Below are 13397 nucleotides of genomic sequence, written 5' to 3' on the forward strand. Positions count from 1 at the left end.
TCCGGGCGGGTAACCTGGGTCAAGACGAAAGGGATGGAGATCGTGAACGAACTGATCGATACGACTGAGATGTATCTCCGGACGATCTACGACCTCGAAGAAGAAGGCATTGTTCCCCTTCGGGCACGGATCGCCGAACGTCTCGAGCAGAGCGGGCCGACCGTGTCACAAACCGTAGCGCGGATGGAGCGCGACGGCCTGGTACTCGTCGCCGGAGACCGGCACCTCGAACTGACCGACAAAGGTCGCAACCTGGCCACGTCCGTGATGCGCAAGCACCGCCTGGCCGAACGGCTCCTGGTCGACGTCATCGGGATGCCCTGGGAAGACGTACATGCCGAGGCATGCCGCTGGGAGCACGTGATGAGTGAGAACGTCGAGCGCAGGCTGCTCGAGGTCCTCGACCATCCGACGACGTCGCCGTACGGCAATCCGATTCCGGGACTGGAATTGCTGGGTTACTCCCCCACCAACGCACCTACGGCGATGACACGGATCTCCGAACTACCGCAGGGTGAGCCGGTTGCGGTGATCGTGCGCAGGTTGTCCGAGCACGCACAGGCCGACCCCGAGTTGATCAGCGCCCTTCAGGAAGCGGGCGTCGTTCCGAGCGCACGCGTCAATGTCACGGTGTTGCCGGACTCGATCGTGATCAGCACTCCGGGTCATTCCGGGTTGCAGCTCTCGGAAGAGATGGCACATTCCGTCCAGGTCGAGAAAGTCTGATACCAGACCTCAATGAAACTCCTTGTCACCGGCGGAGCCGGGTATGTGGGTAGCGTCTGCGCTCGAGTCCTGATCGAACACGGTCACGACGTCACCATCATCGACAATCTGTCGACCGGCAATGCCGATGCGCTCCCCGAAGGGGCGGCGTTCGTCGAGGGTAACGTCCGCGACGTCGCCGCCGGTGTCCTGACGGGACAGTCCTTCGACGGTGTCCTGCACTTCGCCGCCCAGTCGCTGGTCGGTGAATCCGTCGTAGAGCCCGAGAAGTACTGGTACGGCAACGTTGTCGAGTCGCTCGCACTGCTCGAGGCGATCCGGATCTCGGGTACCCCGCGGCTGGTTTTCTCGTCGACCGCGGCCACCTACGGCGAGCCGGAATCGGTCCCGATCCTGGAGTCGGCTCCCACCCGGCCGACCAACCCGTACGGCGCCACCAAGCTGGCCATCGATCACGCCATCACGTCGTACGCACACGCGCACGGCCTGGCGGCAACGAGCCTGCGGTACTTCAACGTCGCCGGAGCCTACGGTGGTGCCGGCGAGAACCGGGTCATCGAGACGCACCTGATCCCGCTGATCCTGCAGGTGGCGCTCGGTCACCGCGAGCACATCAAGATGTTCGGCACGGACTACCCCACCGACGACGGCACGGCGATCCGCGACTACATCCACGTGCACGACCTCGCAGCCGCGCATGTGCTTGCCCTCGAAGCCGCCGTTGCCGGCCGCCACGAGATCTTCAACCTCGGCAGCGGCACCGGTTTCTCTGTGCGGCAAGTCATTTCGGCTGTGGAAGAGGTCACCGGACTGAATATCGACGTGGTCGATGCGCCGCGACGTGCCGGAGATCCGGCGGTGCTGATCGCCTCGAGCGACAAGGCCATCGCCGAACTCGGCTGGTATCCGGCGAAGACAGACCTGTCGGTGATCGTGGCCGACGCCTGGGACTACACCCGCTCGCTCGGCGTCCGCGCCCATTCGACGGTCTGATCAGGCCGCCGGGTGCATCACAGCCTCGGGTAGTTCCACTCCGAGCGAGCGAGCGACGAGATAGCCGGTCTGGGCACACTCGCCGATCACGTTCGGCGGTATCCCCCTGGTCAGCGCATCGCTGTACAGCGTCGCCATCGAATAGCCCGGACTCGCCTCGAGTGCACGGTCGAAGGCGATGCCGGCCATCGTCCCGTTGCCGTGCACATAGTGCACAAACCCGAGGAGTGTCGCCGCCGCCGCCTGCCCGCGGCCGCGGAGCCGACGGCAGAGCGTCGCCCACACCTGCTCGGCCTCGATCCACAGTGCGGTGACGGCCAACGCCATCAGCGCGTCGCGGACACAGAGTTCCCGCAGCGCCTTGTCGAAGATCCGTAGTTCGTCGCAGGTCAATGCACCGGTGTCGCCGCGGTGGATCACGGACAGTGCGAACTCCAGATCGGTTCGCTCCTGCAAGCGCCGCATGTGCTCGGCCACGACGTCCAGTGGTGTCCGATGCGCCCCGACCGCACCCATCCCGAACGCATCGACGCAATCTTCCAAGACCCATCGGTCGATGAATGTCTGGTCCACCGAACCCGTTTCGCCGTCGAACGTGCTGCCGCTCCGACCGGCCCGGTCGGCCGCGAGATCGCGGTAGGCCAGGTCGTCGGCCGCCGAGAGCATGTGCGCGTCACAAGCCTCGTCACCACAGTGCGGCATCGGCGCCAGGTGTTCGACCATCTCGCTGCGGGTGTTCAACACCCGTCTGCCCTTGCTGACCGCCCGCGCCACGGCGACGGGGCTGATCTTCGGATCGCCGACCAACCCCGTCTGAGGTCCCGAATACACCGGCGCCCCAGACCATTCGCCGGGCGACCGGTTGTCCCACACGGTGTGCCATCGACTGCCCTGTGTGATGGCGGCAGTGGCGAAGGCTCCGTGCAGGCCGCCGGTCGCCGAAAGATTCCGGTGGATGATGGAGGCCAGTCGCCGGTACTCACCGGTGTCGATCGGATAGGTGTCGTCGACGATGACGGCGACCACCCGGACCACGTCGTAGGATTCGCAGACCGCAGCCAGATGCTCGATCACGCCCAGCGTCGGCGGTGTGGGCAGACCGTCGTCGCCGAACGCCAGATCGTGGCGCATCGTCGTGCCGATCTCGGTCCCGTCACCATCGAAGGTCACCAGGATCAGTGACCGGTCCGGGATGAAGCCGAGTAGGGCCGGGACCGCCGTGATCAGTGCGCCCGGACCCGATACCGAAGTTGTGTATTCGTCAGATGTCATGTGGCGATGGTCGGTCCCATCGCAGACCGGATACCAAGGCCGACTGCCCCATCGAACGGGTTATCCACCCCACGCGGGACCATCCACAGGCGGGCTCAGCCGCGCGAGCGCTCCAGCGCGGTGGTGTACAGCTCGTCGAGTGCCATACCGTCGGGTACCGGCCCCGACCCCGGCGCCATGACGGTGACGTAGACCCGCACCCCGTCGTTCTGGCCGACGAGTGCGGTCATCGTCTGGGTCAGCGACCCCGACACCGTGACACGCCGGAAAGCCAGCGATTCCTGCGAGTCGGCGGGTGACGACGGCAGCACCGTGGTGGTCACCGTTGAGGTCACACCCTGATTGGTGGTCGTGTACGTCGGACACGCCTCGAGCTGCGCCTCCAACTCCGACAACGGCGAATCGGTCAGCACTGTGATGGCACTGATGATGCCGGCATTGGCGGCCGCGCCGGTGGCGGTCAAGGCGACAGCCTCCTCGGACGTCGCAGGCAACGGGGTTGGCGCACAACTCGCCGGAGACACCAGCCCGCCGACAGGGAACCCTGCGGTATCTGCCAGCACCGCGGCCAATTTGTCCGCCGACACCTCGGTCGCCTTGTACGCGGCCGGGAAGTCCTCGGCGGTCACCGATCGCTCGCGCACATCGATCTCCTCCGACGGGAAGGCCCCCGGTTCAGACGAGAGTTCCGCGCTCTGCGGAGCCGCGACCGGGTCACCGTCCACCGCACTTGTGCATGCGCCGAGGAACAGGGCAGCAACCAACGCTGCCGGCAGTACCCAGCGCGACTTGGTCCGCTTCGAAGACACCTGACTCACCCGCCCACTGTGCCATCGCGACCGCCCCATTGGTGTGCGCGACACGACTAGACTCGCCGGGAGCAACCGAATCGCTAGGGAGAACACCGAATATGGGGATCATCGGCAAGATCAAGGGTGAGCTCGTCGACATCATCGAATGGATCGACGATTCACGCTCCACGTTGGCGTGGCGTTTTCCCCGCTACAACAACGAGATCAAAAACGGGGCCGAACTCATCGTTCGCGAAGGTCAGCAAGCGGTTTTCGTCTACCGCGGCAAGCTCGCCGACCGGTTCGGGCCAGGGCACTACACGCTCACCTCCGAAAACCTGCCGCTGCTGAGCACGTTGCAGGGGTGGAAGCACGGATTCAACAGCCCGTTCCGTTCCGAGGTGTATTTCATCAACACCCGTCCGGTCACCGATCTTCGATGGGGTACCCCCAATCCGGTGACCGTCCGCGATCCCGATTTCACGATGGTGCAGGTCCGCGCCAACGGTTTGTGTGTCGTTCGGGTGGCCGAACCCGAGGTCTTCTTGCGCGAGGTCATCGGGACGGACAGTTCGGTGGGAGTCGACGAGATCACCGAGTTGATCCGCCGGGTCATCACCCTCGCGTTCTCGGACATGATCATGGAGACCCGCCTCGGGGTCATCGACCTGCAAGGCCGCCAGGTCGAGTTGTCGGAGAAGCTCCAGGCTTTCGTCAACGACCGTGTCGATGACGAGTTCGGCCTGTCGATCGACTCGATCACCATGAACATCTCGCTGCCCGACGAGATCACCACCGCGATGACACGCGGTGTGGCCCGTGGTGTCGAGGAGAGCGGATTCCTCAACAACGTCGGCGATCTCGGCCGGTACCAGCAGGGCAAGGCAGCCGACGCGATGGTCGCCGCTGCCCAGAACCCGGGTGGCGGCGCGATGGGCGACATGATGTCGGCGGGCATGGGCGTTGCGCTCGGCAGCCAGATGGCCGGGCAGTTCGGTGGCCAGGCCGCGCAACCCGCGCAGGCGCCGGTGCCCCCGCCGCTGCCGGGCGCCGCGACATTCCACATCGACAACGGCGGACAGCCGGCCGGCCCCTTCACGATCGCTCAACTCCAGGCCGCGGCCGCTTCCGGCCAGTTGACCGCGTCGACGCTCGTCTGGAACCAGGGCATGCCGGGCTGGGCGCCGGCCGGCACCGTGCCCGCGCTGTCCGGTCTCTTCAGCACCCCTCCCCCGCTCCCGAACAACCCCACGGCATAGGAACATGGCTGACTTTCACCTCCCACCGCCCTTGCCCGACAACAACCACGGCGGGGATACGGCGCCACCGCCGCTGCCTCCGATGCCGCCGGTACCGGAGTCGGGCCCGTCCGATCCGGAGCGCGCGATATTCCAGGTCACCGAACAAACCCGCACGTACCCCTGTGACAGTTGCGGTGCACCACTGGTTTTCGATCCGGCAACCGGAGCCCTGTTGTGCCTCAGTTGCGGTCGCTCGCATGCGATCGTCCTCGATCCGAAACGCCGTGTCGTCGAACACGACCTGCAATCCACGATGAATTCGCTGCGCAGCCTGATGGCCGAGCAGCCGGCATCCTCGGCGGCGGTGACCGAACGCGAGATCATCTGCCAGAGCTGTGGCGGTCGAACCACATTCAGCGGCACCCTCACCGCCACCCGATGCCCTTACTGCGCCACGCCGATCCAGCGCGACGACATCCACGACGCCCCGCTCCGGCTACCGGTCGACGGGATCCTGCCGTTTCAGGTGGACGACAAGCAGGGCCGCGAGGTGATCGAAAAATGGATCAACAGTCGCTGGTTCGCGCCGTCGGAGTTCAAGAAGTACCGCGAAGTCGGTTCGTTCACGAGCATCTACGCCGCGTACTTCACCTACGACGCCGACACGACCACGTCGTACACCGGCATGCGTGGTGACACCTACACCGTCACCACCGGCAGCGGCGAGAACCGGCGCACCGAGACCAGAACGCGCTGGAGCCATCGATCGGGCGTGCTACACAACAACTTCGACGACGTTGCGGTGTTGGCCAACACCGGATTCGACACCGACCGGGTCCATGAACTCGAACCCTGGCCGACCGGGCAGGCAACCCCGTACAGTCCCGAGTTCGTTGCCGGGCATCTGTGCCGCACCTATGACCTCGATGCCGAGCAGTGTTTCCCGGTGGCGCAGTCACGGATCAACGCCGGCATCGACGCCGCGATCCGGCGGGACATCGGAGGCGATCATCAGCGCATCAACAACAAGGACACCAGGTACAACGCGTTGAAGTTCAAGCATGTGCTGCTGCCGATCTGGCTGCTCACGGTCGTCTACGCCGGCAACCCTTTTCAGGTTTTCATCAACGGTGTGACCGGTGAGGTCCAGGGGCAACGCCCGTGGAGCACGGTCAAGATCGTCTTTGCCGTGCTGGCGGCGCTCATACTCATCGTCGGCGTCGTCGCGGCCTGGCAGGGCTTGAAATGATCACGGCGATCGTGCTGGTGGTCCTCGTTGCCTGCGTGGCAGCGGCGGCCGGGGTCTTCGTGATGACCCGGCGTATCCGGGCAAGTGCCCTGGCGGCCAACGAGATCATTCCCGGTCAGACCACCAACGCTCCGAAATCGTGGGCTGGTTCGCACGATCCCGAGGCCCGGCTTCACCGCCGGATCCGCGATGCTCTCGCGCTGCTGCGGTCCGATCCGAAACTCGACTACGACGGCGCTCGCATCGACGCGCGGGTTCGAATCGAGATTGCGGCAACGGATCTGGACAATCGACTGATCGCCGCCGCCGCATCGCCGAGCAGATTGCGCGAATCGCTGGTTGCCCAGGCGGATTCCGCGGTCACCGAACTGGAGAACGTGGCGGCGGCGCTGTCGGCCGGTGGCGAGATCAACCTCGAACAGATCGAGACCCTGGTCACCCAGATGAGTTCGCCACCGGCAATCGAGAGCTAGCTGCCGCGCTTGATCCATTCCTCCAGGTGCGGGGCTTCTTCCCCGACCGCGGTGGAATCACCGTGTCCGGTGTGGACTTTGGTCTGTGCGGGCAGGGTGAGGATCTTGGTCCGGATCGACTCGATGATCGTCGGGAAATCCGAGAACGAGCGGCCGGTGGCGCCGGGTCCCCCCGAGAACAGGGTGTCCCCGGAGAAAAGGACATCGAGTTCGGGAACGTAGATCGCACACGAGCCCGGCGAATGTCCGGGGGTGTTCAGGACCACGAGATCGGTTCCGGCCACGCTGATCTTCTGTCCATCGGCCAGGTCGCCGTCGGGAGTGGCGTCGGGGTAGGTCTGATCCCAGAGCATGGTGTCGCCCGGGTGCAGCAACATCGGCGCATCCACAGCCTTCGACAATTCCGGAGCGGCGGTGATGTGGTCGTTGTGACCGTGCGTCAACACGATCGCTTTGACCTTCCGGCCGCCGACCGCATCGATGATCGGTGCCGCGGTGTGCGCCGCGTCGATGATCACCACCTCGGAGTCATCGCCGATGATCCAGATGTTGTTGTCGACATCCCAGGTTCCGCCGTCGAGGCTGAACTGCCCCGAGGTGACGACGTGTTCGACTTTGATGCTCACAGGACCACCACCGAACGCAGCACCTCGCCGGCCTCCATCTTGTGGAAGGCCGATTCGACATCGGTCAGACCGATCCGCTCGGACACGAACTTCTCCAACGGCAACCGACCCTGCTGATACAGATCGACCAGCATCGGGAAGTCACGCTCGGGCAGGCAATCGCCGTACCACGACGACTTCAACGCGCCGCCGCGGGAGAAGAAATCGACCAACGGCAATTCCAGCGTCATCTCCGGGGTCGGCACACCGACCAGAACCACCACACCGGCAAGATCGCGGGCGTAGAACGCGGTCTTGTAGGTCTCCGGGCGGCCCACCGCATCGATCACCACATCGGCGCCGTTGCCGTCGGTCAACTCCTGGATCGCCGCGACGACATCCTCGACAACCGAACCATCGATCGTGTGGGTGGCACCGAGATCTTTGGCCCATTCGAGTTTGCGGGCGTCCCGGTCGACCGCGATGATCTTGGTCGCACCGGCCAATCGGGCACCGGCGATCGCGGCATCTCCGACACCGCCACAGCCGATGACCGCAACGCTGTCACCACGACCGACGTTGCCGGTGTTGATGGCCGCACCGATACCGGCCATCACACCGCAGCCGAGCAGTCCGACAACCGCCGGATCGGCATCGGCGGAGACCTTGGTGCACTGACCCTCATGGACCAGGGTCTTGTCGGCGAATGCGCCGATACCCAGGGCCGGGGTCAATGCGGTGCCGTCGGCCAGCGTCATCGGCTTGCTCGCATTGTGGGTGTTGAAGCAATACTGCGGGCGGCCTCGCTTGCACGCCCGGCACTCACCACAGACCGCACGCCAGTTCAGGACCACGAAATCACCGGGCGCCACCAGCGAGACCTCATCACCGATGGTCTCGACGATGCCGGACGCCTCATGACCCAGCAGGAACGGGTATTCGTCGTTGATGCCACCCTCGCGATAAGCCAAATCGGTATGGCACACACCACACGCGAGGATCCGCACCACCACATCCCGGGGCCCTGGATCCGGGATGGTGATGGTCTCGATCGTGGTCGGGGCACCCTTGCCCGCCGACACCACACCACGTACCTGCTCTGCCATGACAACCTTTCGCCGCACTTGGTATTTGTTGGTTCGAGTTCGTTTTCGCACCGCTTTTATCGGTCCCGATCAGGTATCACCCTATTCGATGCCCAGATCGACATGTGTGCATCAGTTGTCCGTTCGCCGACGGTGAACGGGCAACGGGAATCGCGGCCCGAGTGGTTCTGTTGTCCCAATTGAACTGTCTACACAGTGCGAACCAATGGTCTGCCCGGCACAGGGATTGGGACCAAAGGTGATGATGGGGGACAATAGTTGAATACAACCGCACGACCAGGCAGCAAGGAGGTTCGCCATGGACGACAAGTCCACGCTCTATGAACTCGAGTTCCCGGCACCACAGCTGGCTGGTGACGAGGGTGAAGGTCCGGTGCTGATCCACGCACTCGAAGGCTTCGCCGACGCCGGTCACGCCATCAAGCTGGCCGCCGATCATCTGCGCCAAAGTCTTGATTCAGAATTGGTCGCCACGTTCTCGACCGACGAGTTGATCGACTACCGCTCGCGGCGGCCGCTCATGACGTTCTCCGGCGAGCAGTTCACCGGTGTGGCGATGCACGAGCTGACCCTGCACGCCATCCGCGACAACGAGGGCAAGCCGTTCCTGCTGCTGGCCGGTTCCGAGCCCGACATGCGTTGGGAACGTTTCGTGGCGGCGGTGACCGGTTTGGCCGATCAGTTCGGGGTGTCGACGGTGATCGGGCTCAACGCAATCCCGATGGGTATCCCGCACACCCGCCCGTCGACGATCACCGCGCACGGCAACAACAAGGACCTGATCGAGTCATTCCCCCGGTGGGGATCGGAGCTCAAGATCCCGGCCAGTGCGTCGATGCTGCTCGAGCTGCGACTCGGTGAGCATGGATTGTCGACCGCGGGTCTCTCGGTCCACGTGCCGCACTATCTGGCCCAGGCCGAGTACCCGGCCGCCTCACACAAGCTGATCGAAGGCCTCGGTGAGGTCGCCGGACTCAATCTGCCGTTGGCGGCGTTGGCCAACGCGGCGGAGAAGGTTCGCCACCAGGTCGACAACGAGATCTCGGGCAACCACGAAGTCGAGTCTGTGGTGACCGCACTGGAAACCCAGTACGACACCTTCACGCAGGCCCAGCAGGAGAAGGCATCGTTGCTCGCTGCCGAAGGCGATCTGCCCACCGGCGACGAACTCGGCGCCGAACTCGAACGCTTCCTGGCCGATCATCTCAGCAGCGGCGGCAACCCGACCGATGCAGGCACCGAGACGGATGGCGATGAGCCCGGGGACGACGCCGGTCAGTGACCACCCCACTCGCCTTTCCGGACCACACGGTCTTTCCGGACAACACAGGACCTGATCTCGACGAGTTGTATGCAGACTTCACTGCGTGGTGGTCCGCACGGGGTATCGAGCTGTACCCGCACCAAGATGAAGCGCTGATCGAGCTGGCCGGTGGGTCGAACGTCATCCTGTCGACACCCACCGGCTCCGGTAAATCCCTCGTCGCCAGCGGTGCGCTGTATTTCGCTGCGGCACAGGGAAAGCGAGCGTTCTACACCGCGCCGATCAAGGCCCTGGTCAGCGAGAAGTTCTTCGATCTGTGTTCACAGTTCGGGGCCGAGAACGTCGGCATGCTCACCGGCGATGCCTCGGTCAACCCGACCGCTCCCATCATCTGCGCCACTGCCGAAGTCGTTGCCAACATCGCGCTCCGCGAAGGTCCCGACTCCCCGATCGGTGTCGTGGTCATGGACGAGTTCCACTATTACGCGGAACCCGATCGTGGATGGGCCTGGCAGGTACCACTGATCGAGTTGACCGGTAGTCAGTTCGTGTTGATGTCGGCAACCCTCGGCGACGTCAGTTTCTTCGTCGACGACCTGAGTCGACGTACCGGCCGCCAGACCGCCGCGATCACGGGCACCACTCGCCCTGTCCCACTTGAATACTCATATTCCACCCGCCCGGTACACGAAACGATCGAGCACCTGATCGCCAAGGACCGGGCGCCGGTGTACGTCGTCCACTTCACCCAGCTCTCGGCGATGGAACGTGCCCAGGCGCTGCTCAGTGCCAACATCTGCAGCCGCGCCGAACGCGATGCCATCGCCGCGGAGATCGGCGATTTCCGGTTCAGCACCGGCTTTGGCAAGACCCTGTCGAAGACCGTGCGGGCCGGAATCGGAATCCACCACGCGGGTATGTTGCCGCGCTACCGACGTCTCGTCGAACGCCTTGCGCAACAGGGACTGCTGCGCGTGGTGTGCGGAACCGACACCCTCGGGGTCGGGATCAACGTCCCCATCAGAACGGTGCTGTTCACCGGCCTCACCAAGTTCGACGGAATCCGGCAACGACACCTGCGAGCCCGCGAGTTCCATCAGATCGCCGGGCGCGCAGGCCGGGCCGGTTTCGACACCCGCGGATTCGTGGTGGCGCAGGCACCGGACCATGACGTCGAGAACGCCCGACTGGTGGCGAAAGCCGGCGACGACCCGAAGAAGCTCAAGAAGATCCAGCGCAAGAAGGCCCCCGAAGGTTTCGTGTCGTGGAGTGAGGCGACCTTCGAGAAGCTGATCGTCGCACCACCGGAACCGTTGCGTTCCCGGTTCACGGTCACGACCTCGATGTTGCTCGAAGTCATCGCCCGGCCGGGCAATTGCTTCACCTCGATGCGCCATCTGCTCGAGGACAACCACGAAACCCGGGCCCGTCAGCGCGGTCACATCCTGCGGGCGCTGAAGCTGTATCGATCACTGGTCAACAGTGGTGTGGTGCAACGTCTCGACGAACCCGACGAGTACGGCCGCATGGCGGTCCTGTCCGTCGACCTGCCGAACAACTTCGCGCTCAACAATCCCCTGTCCCCCTTCGCTCTTGCCGCCTTCGAGTTGCTCGATCCCGATTCGCCGACCTATGCGATGGATCTGATCTCGATTGTCGAATCGACCCTCGACGATCCGAGACCGGTCCTCATGGGCCAGCAGAAAGCTGCCCGCGACACTGCCATCGCGCAGATGAAGGCAGATGGCATCGAATACGAAGAGCGCATGGAGTTGCTCTCCGAGGTCACCTGGCCGCGACCGGAGCGCGAGTTCATCTTCGCGGCGTTCGACATGTACCGGCAGGGACACCCGTGGGTCATCGACACACCGCCACGCCCGAAATCGGTGCTGCGTCAGATGATCGAAGAGGGCATGGACTGGGGAGACCTGATCTCCCGTTACTCCCTGGCGCGCAGCGAAGGTGTGGTCCTGCGGTATCTCACCGACTGTTACCGGACGCTGCGCCAGAGTATTCCGAATGCCGCGCGCACGGACGAGATCGACGACGTGGTCGAGTGGATCGGCGATCTGGTTCGCCGTGTCGACTCGAGCCTGCTCGACGAATGGGAACAACTCACCCACCCCGATGCCGACATCACCGGACCCACCGATCTCGCACCACCGCCGGTCGGTCGGCCCGTCAACCTACGTGCCACCCGGGTGCATCTGCGCAACACCATGTTCCGCTTCGTGAATATGCTGTCGCGCCGCGACTGGTCCGGACTGCAGGCGAGCTATCCCGATCTCGACTGGGCCGATGAGATGGCCGACTTCATCGACGAATACGGTCCGGTGCAGGCCGGTCCGGAAGCGCGTGGACCGGCACTGTTCAGTTTGACCGAGGACGACGGCGAGTGGCTCGCCCGACAGGTTCTCGACGATCCGGACGGCGACCACGGATGGTCACTGCTGGCACGTTTCTCGATGCCTGAAACCGCAGATGACGAACCCGAACTCCTGGACATGGAGATCGTCCCCGGCTGAGCACACCTGGTGCAGACCGGCCATTGACAGCACTCTGTCATAGTGACAGCATGTTGTCATGACCACATCATCAGTTGAGCCTCGCACCGTCCACCTCGCCGTCTACGACACCCTCGCCGACTGGGAAGCCGGTCACGCCGTTGCGCACATCAACAACCCCGAGTATCAGATCCGCCCCGGCTCCTACCAGGTCCGCACGGTCGGGCCGACCACCGAGCCGATCGTCACCGCCGGTGGACTACGCATCGTTCCCGACCTGACACTCGCCGACCTCGACCCGGCGGCCAGCGCAATGCTGATCCTGCCTGGCGCCTCGGCGTACCTGAGCGGTGAACTGACCGAGTTCATCGACACCGCCCGTCAGTTCCTCGGCGCGGGTGTGCCCGTGGCCGGTATCTGCGGAGCGACGGTCGCGATGGCCCAGGCCGGACTCCTCGACGACCGGCAACATACGAGCAACGCCGCAGAAGCGCTGGCCTGGACCGGCTACGCGGGCGCTCACCGCTATGTCGATGCACCGGCCGTCACGGACCGCAGCGGCCCGGGGCACCTGATCACCGCGGCCGCAATGCATCCGGTGCCCTTCGCCCGTGAGATCTTCGCCGAACTCGACCTCTACTCCCCGCAGACCCTCGCCGCCTGGGTCAAGTTGTACAGCGGCGACCCGGCCGGTTATCACGACCTGATGGCCGCAACCGCATGAGCGACCCGCAGTCATTGCTCAGCGACTCCGCCCTCACCGCGTTCCGGCTCAACGGTCAATTCCTGGCGGTTGCCGAAGCGATGGCCACGCCGGCCGGACTCACGGCCACCCGATGGCAGGTACTGGGAGCCGTTCTGCCCGAACCACTGTCGGTCTCGGACATCGCCCGCGTCATGGGAATCACCCGGCAAAGTGTGCAGCGGACCGCGGACCTGCTCGCCGAAGCCGGCCTTGTCGCCTATCGCAGCAACCCCGCACATCGGCGAGCCAAGCTCGTCGAGGTGACCGCCGAAGGCCGCGAGGCCGTCCGGGGCATCGATCCGCAGCATGCCGAACTCGCGTTTCGACTCAACGGAATTCTGGGCACGCAGCGCTGGAGCGAGATCGTGGCCGGTCTCCACGAATTGTCGACGGCGCTCGAATCCCTGGACGCGCCGCCGGATTGACGA

The 13397-nt window shown here is 64.5% G+C and carries 13 protein-coding genes; 9 read left to right on the top strand and 4 right to left on the bottom strand.

All coding sequences use genetic code 11. From position 1 onward, the window contains the following. Positions 1 to 42 precede the first annotated feature (42 nt). Positions 43 to 726 (top strand): iron-dependent transcriptional repressor DtxR, encoded by a 684-nt coding sequence (locus tag AC56PL_RS17790; protein WP_495516651.1) that lies wholly within the window; start codon positions 43 to 45, stop codon positions 724 to 726. Between the two features lie 12 nt (positions 727 to 738). Continuing rightward, entirely contained in the window at positions 739 to 1719 is a 981-nt protein-coding gene (gene galE / locus AC56PL_RS17795) for a UDP-glucose 4-epimerase GalE (RefSeq protein WP_497154637.1), read from the top strand. On the opposite strand, the gene AC56PL_RS17800 is transcribed toward galE, so the two are convergent. Beyond that, on the bottom strand, positions 1720 to 2991 hold the full coding sequence (locus AC56PL_RS17800) for a DUF4192 domain-containing protein (RefSeq protein ID WP_497154638.1): 1272 nt from the start codon (positions 2989 to 2991) through the stop codon (positions 1720 to 1722). A 95-nt stretch (positions 2992 to 3086) separates the two neighbouring features. After that, positions 3087 to 3809 (bottom strand): DUF5642 family protein, encoded by a 723-nt coding sequence (locus AC56PL_RS17805; protein ID WP_497154639.1) that lies wholly within the window; start codon positions 3807 to 3809, stop codon positions 3087 to 3089. Positions 3810 to 3901: 92 nt separating this feature from the next. Between AC56PL_RS17805 and AC56PL_RS17810 the strand changes: the two genes are divergently transcribed. Genes AC56PL_RS17810 through AC56PL_RS17820 form a run of 3 tightly spaced genes read left to right on the top strand, consistent with a single transcriptional unit; the run spans position 3902 to position 6745 of the window. Continuing rightward, positions 3902 to 5041 carry an SPFH domain-containing protein gene (locus tag AC56PL_RS17810; RefSeq protein ID WP_495516655.1) on the top strand — a complete coding sequence of 380 codons (1140 nt, stop codon included), beginning with the start codon at positions 3902 to 3904 and terminating at the stop codon, positions 5039 to 5041. 4 nt (positions 5042 to 5045) lie between these two features. Next, on the top strand, positions 5046 to 6272 hold the full coding sequence (locus AC56PL_RS17815; protein WP_497154640.1) for a TFIIB-type zinc ribbon-containing protein: 1227 nt from the start codon (positions 5046 to 5048) through the stop codon (positions 6270 to 6272). Beyond that, entirely contained in the window at positions 6269 to 6745 is a 477-nt protein-coding gene (locus AC56PL_RS17820) for a hypothetical protein (protein WP_497154641.1), read from the top strand. The genes AC56PL_RS17815 and AC56PL_RS17820 overlap by 4 nt, the downstream gene beginning before the upstream one ends. On the opposite strand, the gene AC56PL_RS17825 is transcribed toward AC56PL_RS17820, so the two are convergent. Both AC56PL_RS17825 and AC56PL_RS17830 read right to left on the bottom strand, forming a co-directional pair. Next, positions 6742 to 7371: an MBL fold metallo-hydrolase gene (locus tag AC56PL_RS17825; protein WP_497154642.1), complete on the bottom strand. Its 630-nt coding sequence runs from the start codon at positions 7369 to 7371 to the stop codon at positions 6742 to 6744. The two genes, AC56PL_RS17820 and AC56PL_RS17825, sit on opposite strands and share 4 nt — an antisense overlap. Continuing rightward, entirely contained in the window at positions 7368 to 8456 is a 1089-nt protein-coding gene (locus tag AC56PL_RS17830; RefSeq protein ID WP_495516659.1) for an S-(hydroxymethyl)mycothiol dehydrogenase, read from the bottom strand. Before AC56PL_RS17830 ends, AC56PL_RS17825 begins: the two co-directional genes overlap by 4 nt. Before the next feature lie 298 nt (positions 8457 to 8754). Between AC56PL_RS17830 and AC56PL_RS17835 the strand changes: the two genes are divergently transcribed. Genes AC56PL_RS17835 through AC56PL_RS17850 form a run of 4 tightly spaced genes read left to right on the top strand, consistent with a single transcriptional unit; the run spans position 8755 to position 13394 of the window. After that, on the top strand, positions 8755 to 9738 hold the full coding sequence (locus AC56PL_RS17835; protein WP_495516660.1) for a PAC2 family protein: 984 nt from the start codon (positions 8755 to 8757) through the stop codon (positions 9736 to 9738). After that, the gene (locus AC56PL_RS17840) at positions 9735 to 12245 is read left to right on the top strand and encodes a DUF3516 domain-containing protein (protein WP_495516661.1); all 2511 of its coding nucleotides are present in this window, start codon (positions 9735 to 9737) and stop codon (positions 12243 to 12245) included. Before AC56PL_RS17835 ends, AC56PL_RS17840 begins: the two co-directional genes overlap by 4 nt. A 58-nt stretch (positions 12246 to 12303) precedes the next feature. Next, on the top strand, positions 12304 to 12948 hold the full coding sequence (locus AC56PL_RS17845) for a DJ-1/PfpI family protein (protein WP_497154643.1): 645 nt from the start codon (positions 12304 to 12306) through the stop codon (positions 12946 to 12948). Further along, positions 12945 to 13394, top strand: coding sequence for a MarR family winged helix-turn-helix transcriptional regulator (locus AC56PL_RS17850; RefSeq protein WP_497154644.1), 450 nt, complete (start codon positions 12945 to 12947; stop codon positions 13392 to 13394). Before AC56PL_RS17845 ends, AC56PL_RS17850 begins: the two co-directional genes overlap by 4 nt. Positions 13395 to 13397 lie beyond the last annotated feature (3 nt).

It is taken from the genome of Williamsia sp. Y721 (genome assembly GCF_059683565.1).